Genomic DNA, 12,833 nt, shown 5'->3' with positions numbered 1-12,833 from the left:
TTAATAAAATGAATTTTAGCAACACAAAAATTATAGCTGTAGATTTCGATGGCACTATTGTAGAAGATGCTTATCCTAAAATAGGAAAGCCTATGCTATTTGCTTTCGAAACTTTAAAAAAACTGCAAGAAGATGGGCACCGTCTCATTTTATGGACCTATAGATGTGGCGAAAAATTAGACGATGCCGTGGCTTTCTGCAAAGATAACGGCATCCATTTTTACGCAGTAAATCACAGTTTTGAAGACGAGGAATATACAACCGATGTAAGTCGAAAAATTCATGCCGATTTATTTATTGACGATAGAAACATTGGAGGTTTCATTGGTTGGGGAGAAGTATATCAAATACTCACCAATCAAAAACCAGTAATTCCACAGAAGAAAAAAGGCTTATTTGGTTTCTTAAAATAGTTCCCAAATCCGAGCGTCTTCATTTTAAACATAGGCAATTACAGCATTTTAAGTACCTTTGCCATTATTTTTTTGAATATGATAGTTATAAAAACCCAAGAAGAAATTGAACTAATGCGCGAAAGTGCATTAATAGTATCTAAAACATTAGGAGAAGTTGCCAAAGCTTTAAAGCCAGGCGTTACAACACTTCAACTAGATAAAATAGCTGAAGAGCATATTAGAGATCACGGCGCTATACCCGGTTTTTTAGGCCTTTACGATTTTCCAAATACACTTTGCATGAGCCCGAACACTCAAGTGGTTCACGGTATTCCAAACAGCACGCCTTTAGTTGAAGGTGATATTATTTCTATAGATTGTGGTGCCTTAAAAAATGGTTTTTATGGCGATCATGCTTACACTTTTGCTGTAGGAGAAATAGAACCTGAAACCGAAAAATTACTTCAAGTCACCAAAGAATCTTTATATGTTGGTATTCGCGAATTTAAAGCGAATAACCGTGTTGGAGATGTTGGTTATGCCATTCAAAAATACTGTGAAGATCATGGTTATGGTGTGGTAAGAGAACTTGTAGGTCATGGATTAGGAGCAAAAATGCACGAAGATCCTGAAATGCCAAACTACGGAAAACGTGGTCGCGGTAAGAAATTTGTTAACGGGATGGTTGTGGCTATTGAGCCAATGATTAATTTAGGCACACACCGCATTAAACAACATTCTGATGGTTGGACCATCACTACTTTAGATAACAAACCGTCGGCTCACTTTGAGCACGATGTCGCCTTAGTTGATGGAAAACCAGAACTACTTTCAACCTTTGCTTATATTTATGATGCTTTAGGTATTGTTTCTAATGAGGAAGATGAATTTCGTCAAAAAGCATTAGTTCTTTAAATGAATACATACATAAAATCTATTGAACTCGCTTTAAAACCATTGCGAGAACAGCTCAATTCGCATAAATTATACAGTGATTTAGCGTCGGTTGAAGATATTAAAACTTTTATGGAACAGCATGTTTTTGCTGTTTGGGATTTTATGAGTTTGTTAAAAGCGCTTCAAAATCATTTAACCAACACATCGGTACCTTGGACACCTGTAAAACATCCTTCTACGGCGCGTTTTATAAATGAAATTGTTCTAGGTGAAGAAAGTGATGTTAACGAGCTAGGCCAACCTTATAGTCATTTTGAAATGTACTTAGACGCCATGCAACAAATTGGGGCAAGCACAACAGATATAAATAAATTTATAAAAAATATAGTAGCTGGCACTTCAGTTTCTAATGCACTAACTGCTTTAAATTTACCAAAAGAAACCCAAGATTTTGTAGATTTCTCTTTTAAAACCATTGACACCAATGCACCGCATAAAATTGCTGCCGCTTTTACCTTCGGAAGAGAAGATGTCATTCCTGATATGTTTTTTCAAATTATAAAACAATCTGAACAACAACACAAAGCCTCTTATAGTAAACTTACTTATTATTTGGAACGCCATATAGAATTAGATGGTGATGAGCATGGCCCATTATCTTTAAAAATGGTTGAAGAATTATGCCAAAACGATTCTCAGAAATGGGATGATGTTTTAGAAACCGCAAAAGATGCACTAAAATATCGTATTGCGCTTTGGGATGGCATTTCAAACTTAATTTCATCAACAGTAGATCAAGAAGCCTAAACATTGAAAAAACTCTTTAAACTCATATTAAACACCATTCCAAGGCCTTTATTAATAAGGTTAAGTTATGTTATTCGTCCGGTTTTAGCTTTCTTTTTAAAAGGAAATACCTTTACCGATCCTATTGACGAAAAAAGTTTTAAGAGCTTTCTACCTTATGGCTACGGAAACCAGCGCAACAATGTACTATCGCCTTCTACCTTAAGTTTAGAGCGCCATAGATTGCTTTGGCTCTATCTTAAGAATGAAACCGATTTCTTTTCTTCGGAAAAAAAAGTACTTCATTTTGCGCCTGAACAATGTTTTTTGAAACGTTTTAGATCCCTTAAAAACCTAGATTATACCACAACCGATTTGCTATCGCCAATTGCTGATGTAAAGGCTGATATTTGCGATTTACCTTTTGAAGATAACAGTTACGATATTATTTTCTGTAATCATGTTCTAGAACATATTCCAGATGATACCAAAGCCATGCAAGAGCTTTATCGTGTACTTAAACCGGGTGGTATGGGCATTTTTCAAATTCCGCAAGATTTATCTAGAGCCACTACTTTTGAAGATTATACTATTACCGATAAAGCGGAACGTGCTAAAATTTTCGGACAATATGATCATGTTCGTGTTTATGGCCGAGATTATTTTGATAAACTTCGTAGTATAGGTTTTAAAGTAAATGAGGTAGATTATACCGCTACCCTTCCCGCGAAAGCGATAGCACAATACTGTTTAGCTCCAGGTGAAATTATTCCGGTGGTTTACAAATAGAAAAACGAACTATAATGACACAACACATTATTATTGCCACAGCCGCTTTTTTAGGAATGCTCTCTGTGATTTTTGGTGCTTTTGGAGCTCATGCATTAAAGAAAATCCTATCAACCGATCAATTACATAGTTTTGAAGTTGGCGTAAAATATCAAATGTATCACGCCATTGTATTGCTTGGTTTAGGTGTTAGTGGTTATCACATAACTGCTGCCACTTACTGGTGTTTTACTTTAGGGATTGTATTATTTTCCTTTAGTATTTTTGGTTTAGTAATCTCTGATGCCAAAGGAAAAAAACTTCGCTTTTTAGGGCCAATTACACCTGTTGGCGGTTTATTTTTAGTTACAGGTTGGTTACTATTACTTATTCATGCGCTTTAGTAACCTCAATACTTAGTACGCGTTTTTTATTAATTCCTTGGAGTATCTTAGTTTTCAGAAAAGCCATTCAAACTTAAGGTTTCAAACTCCTTTTTATCATTTTCAAAAATCAAGAATACCTTTAGTTCTGGGTGTGTTTCTAAAAACGTTTTTATATTTTCAATCCCCATAGACTTAAATGCCGTTGCATAAGCATCAGCAATCATGCAATTTTCCGCAATTACAGAAATACTTAATAAATTCGTTTTACTTGGGTATCCTGTTTTAGTATCAATAATATGGGCGTAACGATTGCCATCGGCATCCAATTTAAATTTTCTATAAGTTCCCGATGTTGCCATGGCTTTATCTTTTAGAAAAAGCACTTTATTTATAGATTGTGTGCCGCTGAAATTCGGATTCTCCACACCTACTGTCCATACTTTACCGCTTACTACATTGGTGCCACGCGCACGGAGTTCACCTCCAATGTTTATTAAATAGTTATCGATATGCTGACTTTCTAAATACTCTCCAACCACATCAACGCCATAACCTTTTGCAATAGCATTAAAATCAATAAATGTCGATTGAGGTTTCAATAAATTATTACCCTCTAGACTGACTTTATCTAACCCAACAGATTCCATTAGTTCGTTTATTTTAAGGCTATCTAAGTCCACTATTTTTCCTTCTGGCCCAAAATCCCAAGCATTTACAACAGCTCCAATAGTGGGATCGAAAGCCCCTTTAGTTTCGTTAAAAATAGTTTTTGACGTATTGAAAACGGTTTTAAAATGAGCATCTATTTTAACAGCCTCATTTCTATTTACCTTAGAAATATCCGAACTATCGATATAAGTAGACATCGCATGGTTTATTACGGAAAATAAACTATCAAGTGCTACCTGATAATTAATTTCGGAGTCGTATGTTACCTGATAAAACGTTCCAAACACATCGCCTTGTAAACTCATATTTTGGGCTTTGGCGGCATTGTTTTCTTCTGAATCGGGTTGCTGTTTACAAGCCGAAAGCAACAAACAACACACGAGTACTTTTATCGTAGTTTTCATCTAATTTAAGTTGGTTTCTAAAACTTGAATACCGTTGTATTCTAACAAGTATTCTTCATTTAAATAAAGTGGTTCCTTTTCACCATGTATACTTCCAATTCCTACACCTGCATAAAGTACTTTTGCATCATTTTCTCTAGCATGCTTTTTAAAACTTTCCATCCAAACGACATCAAAATTATTAGGGTTTTCAGGTAAAACAACCGCCCGAACAATAACAAAAAAATACTGTTTGGTTTTATCCATACATACAAATTGTGGATGTTTTTTCAACTTGCTGTTTATAGCTATAAATTCGAATCCTCGTTGCTCTAGATCTTTCCCAACGTGGTTCATCGCTAGATTATGGAGTTCTTGTTTTGATAATGCTTTGCTCATGATACAAAAATACAATATTACTCGTGTTTTAAAAACAACAATTTAACAAAGTACATATAGGTAACTAATCAATTAAAATCTTTTTTCGTAATTTAATATCAAAATTAAAAGAAATGAAAACGACACCACGATTAGAATCTGCGGTTAGAAAACTATATATCGCTTTTCATAATAACGAATTAGATCCAGAATGCTGTCAAAAATGTGCCGTAGGAAATATTTTGGATAATTCTGATAGTTGGCAACATTTATCGGATGATCATGGGTCGATAAATTTAAATTATATAGGAAAAGTACATGAAACTTTAGGTCGGAAATTTAATGGTTATTCGCCTTTAGAATTACTAAAAATAGAATCCACCTTTTTAAAAGCTTCAGGATATATCGTGCCTTTAAACTACAAAAACAAAAAACCGACAAACCCCAAGGATAAGGACAGTTTATTTAAAGCCCTCTCTGCGGTCATTACTTTGTTATGCGAACTCGATAAGATTCCGAATTACATGGATTACACCAAGCTCTTTGAGTTTGAAGATAACACACCCAAATACCATTTAACACATATTTTTTAAAACAAAAAAACCAACACTTTCGTGTTGGTTTTTTATATATCTTGAATTTAGAGACTATCCTCCAAAATCATCAAATCTAATATGTTCATCAGGGATTCCGAAATCTTCTCCCATTTTCTGAACTGCTTTGTTCATTAATGGTGGTCCACAGAAATATAATTCAATATCTTCTGGCGACTCATGCAATGATAAATAATTATCGATAACACAGTTGTGGATAAACCCAACAAACCCGTCTCCTGGTGAATCTATAGTTTCTTTTACTTTCCAGTTATCTTCTTCCATTGGCTCTGATAAAGCTAAGTAAAACTTAAAGTTTGGAAACTCTTTTTCTAACTCATAGAAATGCTCTAAATAGAACAACTCACGTTTAGAACGTCCACCGTACCAATATGTTACTTTACGACCTGTTTTCAAGGTTTTGAATAAGTGATATAAGTGAGAACGCATTGGAGCCATACCTGCACCACCACCAACGTAAAGCATTTCGCTTTCTGATTCGTTGATGAAGAATTCACCATAAGGACCAGAAATAGTTACTTTATCGCCTGGTTTTTGGTTGAATATAAAAGATGAAGCTACACCTGGATTTACATCCATCCAGCCACCTTTGGCTCTATCGAACGGTGGGCAAGCCACACGTACGTTTAACATAATTTCTCTTCCTTCTGCTGGGTAAGAAGCCATAGAATAAGCTCTTTCAACAGTTTCAGTATTTTTCATTACTAATGGCCAAAGTTTAAACTTATCCCATTCTGCTTGAAATTTATCTGGTGTTTCGTGTTCTTCTGGATGCGCTGTAATATCCATATCAGAATATTTCACTTCACAAGGAGGAATTTCAATTTGAATATATCCACCTGCTTTGTACCCCATATCTTCTGGAATTTCCACAACAAACTCTTTAATAAATGAGGCTACGTTATAGTTACGCACTACTACTGCTTCCCATTTTTTAATTCCGAATACTTCTTCAGGAATGGTGATATTCATGTCTTGCTTTACTTTAACTTGACAAGCTAAACGTGCACCATGTTTTAATTCTTTTCTTGTAAAGTGTGGAATTTCTGTTGGTAAAGCTTCACCTCCACCAGAGTTTACGTGGCATTCACATTGAATACATGTTCCACCTCCACCACATGCTGATGGTAAGAAAATTTTAGCATTTCCTAAGGTAGAAAGTAAACTTCCTCCAGAGCCCACTTCAATTTCCTTTTCACCATTAATGGTAATCTTTACAGGACCCGATGGTGATAATTTTTGTTTTACAAATAATAATAATGCAACTAGTAAAAGCGTAATGATTAAAAAAGCAATTACTGTTACTACTATTGTTCCTAATGTACCTGCGGCTAATATCATATTACTCATTTACTTTTATGTTGTTAGCTAACACTTCTTTATTATCCTTTTTAGAATCTACTTTAACCGTGTTTTCCTCTTTAGGTGCTTCTTCATCACCTCCGGTTAACATTCCTCCAAAACTCATAAATCCAATCGCCATTAAACCTGTAATGATGAATGTAATTCCTAAGCCTCTTAATGCTGGTGGTACGTTAGAATATCTAATTTTTTCACGAATAGCAGCAATGGCTAAGATGGCTAAGAACCATCCGATACCAGAACCTACTCCATAAACCGTTGCTAATCCTAATGTTGGGATTTCGCGAGATTGCATAAATAAAGACCCTCCTAAGATGGCACAGTTTACTGCAATTAACGGTAAAAAGATACCTAATGAATTGTACAATGATGGAGAGAACTTCTCTACCACAATTTCTACTAATTGTACCATGGTTGCAATAGTTGCAATAAACATGATAAATGATAAGAAACTTAAATCGTAATCGGCATAACCTTCACCTAACCAAGATAATGCTCCCGGTTGTAAAAGATACTGATCTAACAACCAGTTTAATGGTACTGTAATTGCCAATACAAAGATAACGGCAGCTCCAAGACCAACAGCTGTTGATACTTTTTTAGATACCGCAAGGTAAGAACACATTCCTAAGAAGGTTGCAAATACCATGTTATCGATAAATATTGATTTGAAAAATAACTCTATATATTCCATATGTTTTAGTATTCAGTTTTCAGTTTTTTCAGTCGTCAGTAGCAAACTACTTATCGACCTATTTTACTGCTCACTAATTAATGATCTTCGATTAATGCTGTGTTTCTACTACGTTGAATCCAGATAATAATTCCAACTACAATTAAAGCCATTGGTGATAATAACATAAATCCGTTATTCTCATACCCTATAGCATATAATCCTGTTTTTGCAATAGGATCTCCTAGTACTTTGAAACCTAATAAAGTTCCAGAACCTAAAAGCTCTCTAAAAAAACCAACGATAATAAGAATTAAACCGTAACCTGCGGCATTACCAATACCATCTAAGAAAGATCTCCAAGGTTTATTTGCTAATGCAAAAGCCTCGAAACGTCCCATAATGATACAGTTTGTAATAATTAAACCAACAAATACAGAAAGGGTTTTACTTAACTCGTAAGCAAAAGCTTTTAATACTTGATCGACAATAATTACTAAAGCAGCAACCACAACTAATTGTACAATAATTCTAATTTTTGAAGGAATAATGTTTCTCATTAAAGAGATAACAACATTTCCTATACCTAATACGGCCATTACCGAAACGGCCATTACAATAGATGCCTTTAATTCGGCTGTAATTGCTAAAGCAGAACAAATACCAAGTACTTGAATCGTAATTGGGTTATTGTCCGCTAATGGATCTGTGATTAACTTGGCGTCTTTTTTTGGTAAAAGTCCCATAAATTAATTGTTTTTTAAGTTTTTAAAGAAAGGCTCGTAAAGCTTTAAGTCGCTTTTTATCATAGCCGAAACTCCATTTCCTGTAATGGTTGCACCAGCGATGGCATCAACTTCATTATCTGTTTTATCATTATTTAATGGGTCAGCATTACTTTTAGAAACATCAACACCTTTAAAGTTGTTAGATGCATCTAATAAATGCTCTCCAATAAAATCGTCCATAAAGAAACGTTGCGTGATATTTGCCCCTAAACCTGGTGTTTCACCTTTGTGGTCAAAATAAGCACCAAGTATTACCATGTTTTCATCCATAGCAATATAAGCCCAAACGGCATCCCAAAGTCCTTTACCTCTAATTGGAGCAATATAATATGTTTTACCATCTTTTTCGCCTTCCATTAATGGCAATCTTCTTTCTTTACCCGCTTTAGCGTTTGCTTGTTCCTTTTTTACATCAATTAAATACGCTTCGTTATCCTCGGTTACTTTTCCTCCTTGGATTACTAATTGTTTTTTAATGTATTTGTTGAATAATTCCGGAGCCTTATCTGTTGATACAAAGTTAGCACTACCTTCCTCATTCTCGTTCACGCCCATTGCATACAAAATATTTTGTTGCTTTTCTAAACGTTTATTTTCATCAATATTCGGTCTTAAAGACGACGCTGTAAAGGCTAATAATGAACCTACAATTAACACCATAGCTACGGCGAAAATTATAGTATATGAATTTTTATCTGTTCTATTTTCCATCGTTATGCAACTTTAGCTTTTAAACGTTTCATTCTTTTCTTCACATTTCCTTGAACCACATAATGGTCAATTGTTGGAGCAAACACATTCATTAATAGAATGGCTAACATCACACCTTCAGGATATGCAGGATTGAATACACGAATCATAATAGAAAGAAATCCTATTAAGAAACCGTAAATCCATTTCCCTTTATTGGTTTGCGACGCTGTAACAGGATCGGTTGCCATAAATACGGTACCAAAAGCAAACCCACCAATAAGTAAGTGATGCCAAAATTCGGTACTCATTAATCCGTAAAACGGACTTGTTTCAGTAATCCAACCAGAACTTACAACACCATTAAATATTAAGCCCATAACTAATGCGCCAACACATGATGATAACATAATTCTCCAACTTCCAATTTTTGAAAAGATTAAGAATAATCCTCCTAAAATGATAAGTAATGTTGAAGTCTCTCCTATTGAACCTGGCACAAAACCTAAAAACATATCGGCAGTAGAATGAACAAGTTCTTTCCCTTGCGCCAAAGTTCCTAATATGGTTTCACCAGAAATAGCATCTAGATTAGCTCCTGCTGCAATTTCGTTTGTTCTCTCTACAGCACCTTCTACCCATACTTTATCACCCGACATCCAAGTTGGGTAAGCAAAGAATAAAAAGGCTCTAATAGTTAATGCAGGGTTTAGAATATTCATTCCTGTTCCTCCAAAAACTTCTTTTCCGATAACTACACCAAAAATTACGGCTACAGCTAACATCCAAAGAGGGATATCAATAGGTACAATTAACGGCACTAACATACCGGTTACTAAATACCCTTCTTCAACTTCGTGTTTGTTTATAATGGCGAATAAAAATTCAATCCCTAAACCAACACCGTATGATACAATTACTAATGGAATTATTTTCCAAAAACCAATCATAAAATTATCTAGTGTCCAAAATTCAGGACTAAAAAATCCAGCAGAAACAGCTTGAATTTCTCCAACTTGAAGATTATGTTGATAACCTGCGTTAAACATACCAAACAATAAACATGGCACCATAGCCATAATTACAGTATTCATTGTACGTTTTAAATCGTCGGCTGCTTTAATATGAGTTCCATTATGTGTGGTCTCATCTGGCAAGTATAAAAAGGTATGGAGTGCATTAAATGCAGGGGCCATTTTTGTGCCTTTATACTTTAGTTTTAACTTGTGTAAATTATTTTTTAAACCCATTATCCTATTTCTTTAAGCATTAAGTCTAAACCTTCTCTAATAATTTTTTGATGTGGTTGTTTAGATACACATACAAATTCTGTTAATGCAAAATCTTCTGGTGCTACTTCGTACATACCTAAAGCTTCCATTTCGTCTAAATCTTTATACATGCAAGCTTTTAAAATTTGCATTGGAAAAATATCTAAAGGAAACACTTTTTCGTAAGTACCTGTAGTAACAAAAGCACGATGTTCACCATTAGTATTGGTGTTTAAATCGTATTTTTTATTCGGACTTAACCAAGAAAAAGTTAATGCTCTTGACGTAGAAATCTTATTAAAAACAGGTTTATTCCATCCAAATAATTCATAATCATCACCTTCTGGAATTACCGTTACTACATTGCTGTAGTAATCTAAATTTCCGTCTGGTTTGATATGCTTACCAGATAAAACATTTCCAGAGATAATACGATCATTACCTGCTTTAGAAACCCCTTTATCGTAAATAATAGTTGAAATTTCGCTACCTAAAATGGTTTTAAAGTATCTTGGTTTTTCAACAGAAGAACCTGCTAAAGCAACAATACGTTCAGCATTAAACTTCCCTGTTAAAAGAAGTTCACCAATGATAACTAAATCTTGTGCGTTTACAGTCCAAACCACTTCGCCTTTATTCACTGGGTCCACTTTATTAATAAGTGTACCTACATTTCCAGACGGGTGTGGCCCAGAAACTTTGTGCGTTGTAGCACCAGTTAAACCAGCTAATGGCGAGCTTGAAGTGCCAACAGAAATATGCACAGCACCTTCTGTTAGTTTTCCTAAGGCCGTAACGGCAGCTTGCAATTCAGCTTCTTTACCTTTTAGCGTAAAATCTAAATCGGCAGCTAATGGCGCACTTGCATAGCCTGAAATAAAGATCGCTTTTGGCGATTTCTCAGGATTTGCAATAACATCATACGGGCGTTGTTTTACAAACGGCCAGCATCCTGATGCTAACAAATGCGATTTTACTGATTCCGCAGTAGCGCTATTTAAATCAAAAGCACCAAAATCTGCAAAACTTTGCGATTTATCAGCTTCAATCTTAATGGCATCAATGCGTCGTTTCGGTCCACGTTGTATCTCAATAACTTTTCCTGAAACCGGTGAAGAAAACTTAACCGATTCGTTAGATTTATCGAAAAATAAAGTTTCTCCAGCTTTCACTGTAGTACCTTCTTTCGCAACAAGTTTTGGGATAACGCCGTGAAAATCCGCTGGAGCTATAGTGTAGTAGTTACTGATAATCGCTTGTTCAACGGTTTTATCAGCCTCACCTATAAGCTTAATGTCCAGACCTTTTTTAATACGGATGTCGTTTGACATATTTATTTTTATTGAAATTAGTTGTCTAAAAATCGGGGCAAAAATACAAATAAATACCTAAATTATTCATGAATAAAAGCTACATTATTTATTTATATTAATTCTAAATAAGTAAATTTAATTAGGCACAGATTTTGCTTATATTTACACATAAATTTCTGTCATATATGCTATACAAAGTCAAACAAATCCTACTAGCAACCTTACTACTCCCTGTTTTTGGTTTTTCACAAGTTGAAGAAGTAAATCCGCCCGATTATATAAAAACAATCAACTTTAAAAGCAACACACCTGAAACACAATTACCTATTTTAAAATTGGGAGAATATGTGGTTTTAGAATTCGACGCTTTAAATGGTGACGAATCTGATTATTACTATAAAATTGAGCATTTTAACTACGATTGGACGCCTTCAAACTTAATAAAAACAGAGTTTTTGAGTGGTTTTGATAATCAACGCATTAGAGATTACGAAAACTCTTTTAACACTTATCAAATTTATTCACATTATAAATTAACCATTCCCAATCAATTTACAAAAGGACTTCTCGTTTCTGGAAATTATATGATTTCAATTTTTAATGATGATGACGAGTTATTATTCTCAAGAAAATTCATGATTTATGAAGATATTGCTACCGTTGGAGTAAGTGTAAAACGCTCTAGAGACATTGCCTTTATAGAAACCAAACAGCGTGTAGAACTAAAAATAAATTCCAATAACTTACAACTGAATAACCCCGCACAAACGGTAAAGGCTGTAATTATTCAAAACAACAATTTACATAATGTTATCAATAACATCAAGCCGCAATACACCTTAGGTAGCGAACTTATTTACAAATACGATAGTGAAACCAGCTTTCCGGCGGGTAATGAGTTTCTCTTTTTCGAAAATAAAGATGTACGTGCTGCAAATACAGGTATTCAATACATCGACCTCAAAGAACTTTATCACAACTACCTATTCACCAATTTACCTCGCGCAGACAAACCCTATACCTATAACCCAGATATTAACGGAAATTACTTAATTACCAACATTGATGCCGACGATTCTAGCATTGAAGCCGATTACGTCTGGATGCATTTCTCATTGCTTGGCAATGACGATTTAGCCAACAAAACCGTACATATTTACGGTAATTTCAACAACTACGCTATCGATGATAGCACCAGAATGATTTACGACGAAGCCAACAACCGCTTTACCAATACCCTACTTTTAAAACAAGGATTTTACAACTATAAATTTATTGTAACCCATGCCGACGGAACTTTTGACGATGGCGCCGTATCTGGAAACTTTTGGCAAACAGAAAACAACTACAAAGTACTCGTTTATTACAGAGATTTAGGTGCACGATACGATAAAATCATAGGTTTAGGTGAAGCGAGCTCAGTTAACATCACTAATTAAGAAACATATTATCAAATCGGC

At 34.7% G+C, this 12,833-nt stretch carries 15 protein-coding genes; 7 read left to right on the top strand and 8 right to left on the bottom strand.

All coding sequences use genetic code 11. The features are described from left to right. The first annotated feature begins 8 nt into the window (after window positions 1-8). From QWY92_RS15090 to QWY92_RS15070, 5 genes are all read left to right on the top strand, one after another. Window positions 9-413 carry a BT0820 family HAD-type phosphatase gene (locus QWY92_RS15090; protein ID WP_290272714.1) on the top strand — a complete coding sequence of 135 codons (405 nt, stop codon included), beginning with the start codon at window positions 9-11 and terminating at the stop codon, window positions 411-413. A 78-nt stretch (window positions 414-491) separates the two neighbouring features. Continuing rightward, window positions 492-1,310 (top strand): type I methionyl aminopeptidase, encoded by an 819-nt coding sequence (gene map / locus QWY92_RS15085; RefSeq protein ID WP_290272713.1) that lies wholly within the window; start codon window positions 492-494, stop codon window positions 1,308-1,310. Continuing rightward, window positions 1,311-2,099, top strand: coding sequence for a DUF3050 domain-containing protein (locus QWY92_RS15080; RefSeq protein WP_290272710.1), 789 nt, complete (start codon window positions 1,311-1,313; stop codon window positions 2,097-2,099). Between the two features lie 3 nt (window positions 2,100-2,102). Next, window positions 2,103-2,867 carry a class I SAM-dependent methyltransferase gene (locus tag QWY92_RS15075; RefSeq protein ID WP_290272708.1) on the top strand — a complete coding sequence of 255 codons (765 nt, stop codon included), beginning with the start codon at window positions 2,103-2,105 and terminating at the stop codon, window positions 2,865-2,867. 14 nt (window positions 2,868-2,881) lie between these two features. After that, complete coding sequence (locus QWY92_RS15070) at window positions 2,882-3,250, top strand: DUF423 domain-containing protein (protein ID WP_290272706.1); 369 nt, start codon at window positions 2,882-2,884, stop codon at window positions 3,248-3,250. A 47-nt stretch (window positions 3,251-3,297) separates the two neighbouring features. On the opposite strand, the gene QWY92_RS15065 is transcribed toward QWY92_RS15070, so the two are convergent. After that, window positions 3,298-4,305: an FAD:protein FMN transferase gene (locus QWY92_RS15065; RefSeq protein ID WP_290272704.1), complete on the bottom strand. Its 1,008-nt coding sequence runs from the start codon at window positions 4,303-4,305 to the stop codon at window positions 3,298-3,300. Further along, window positions 4,306-4,683: a DUF8840 domain-containing protein gene (locus QWY92_RS15060; protein WP_290272702.1), complete on the bottom strand. Its 378-nt coding sequence runs from the start codon at window positions 4,681-4,683 to the stop codon at window positions 4,306-4,308. Window positions 4,684-4,796: 113 nt separating this feature from the next. Here QWY92_RS15060 and QWY92_RS15055 point away from each other — a divergent pair, with 113 nt between their 5' ends. Next, complete coding sequence (locus QWY92_RS15055; protein WP_290272700.1) at window positions 4,797-5,255, top strand: Na(+)-translocating NADH-quinone reductase subunit F; 459 nt, start codon at window positions 4,797-4,799, stop codon at window positions 5,253-5,255. 54 nt (window positions 5,256-5,309) lie between these two features. On the opposite strand, the gene nqrF is transcribed toward QWY92_RS15055, so the two are convergent. The 6 genes from nqrF to QWY92_RS15025 all read right to left on the bottom strand — a co-directional run bounded on the left by nqrF (window position 5,310) and on the right by QWY92_RS15025 (window position 11,391). Continuing rightward, window positions 5,310-6,617, bottom strand: a complete 1,308-nt coding sequence (nqrF, locus tag QWY92_RS15050) for an NADH:ubiquinone reductase (Na(+)-transporting) subunit F (protein ID WP_290274116.1) — start codon at window positions 6,615-6,617, stop codon at window positions 5,310-5,312. A 1-nt stretch (window position 6,618) separates the two neighbouring features. Next, window positions 6,619-7,332, bottom strand: coding sequence for an NADH:ubiquinone reductase (Na(+)-transporting) subunit E (gene nqrE, locus QWY92_RS15045; protein ID WP_290272698.1), 714 nt, complete (start codon window positions 7,330-7,332; stop codon window positions 6,619-6,621). 77 nt (window positions 7,333-7,409) lie between these two features. Then, entirely contained in the window at window positions 7,410-8,057 is a 648-nt protein-coding gene (locus QWY92_RS15040; protein ID WP_290272696.1) for an NADH:ubiquinone reductase (Na(+)-transporting) subunit D, read from the bottom strand. Window positions 8,058-8,060: 3 nt separating this feature from the next. Beyond that, complete coding sequence (locus QWY92_RS15035) at window positions 8,061-8,810, bottom strand: Na(+)-translocating NADH-quinone reductase subunit C (RefSeq protein WP_290272694.1); 750 nt, start codon at window positions 8,808-8,810, stop codon at window positions 8,061-8,063. A gap of 2 nt (window positions 8,811-8,812) precedes the next feature. Continuing rightward, on the bottom strand, window positions 8,813-10,039 hold the full coding sequence (locus QWY92_RS15030; protein WP_290272692.1) for an NADH:ubiquinone reductase (Na(+)-transporting) subunit B: 1,227 nt from the start codon (window positions 10,037-10,039) through the stop codon (window positions 8,813-8,815). Next, complete coding sequence (locus QWY92_RS15025; protein ID WP_290272690.1) at window positions 10,039-11,391, bottom strand: Na(+)-translocating NADH-quinone reductase subunit A; 1,353 nt, start codon at window positions 11,389-11,391, stop codon at window positions 10,039-10,041. Before QWY92_RS15025 ends, QWY92_RS15030 begins: the two co-directional genes overlap by 1 nt. Window positions 11,392-11,558: 167 nt before the next feature. Between QWY92_RS15025 and QWY92_RS15020 the strand changes: the two genes are divergently transcribed. Beyond that, window positions 11,559-12,812, top strand: coding sequence for a type IX secretion system plug protein (locus tag QWY92_RS15020; RefSeq protein WP_290272688.1), 1,254 nt, complete (start codon window positions 11,559-11,561; stop codon window positions 12,810-12,812). Window positions 12,813-12,833: the final 21 nt, after the last annotated feature.

Origin of the sequence: Algibacter miyuki (assembly GCF_030409805.1) — a bacterium.
Taxonomy (GTDB): domain Bacteria; phylum Bacteroidota; class Bacteroidia; order Flavobacteriales; family Flavobacteriaceae; genus Algibacter; species Algibacter miyuki.
The sequence above is the reverse complement of the archived record's forward strand: the minus strand, read 5'-3'. Positions and strand labels throughout refer to the sequence as shown.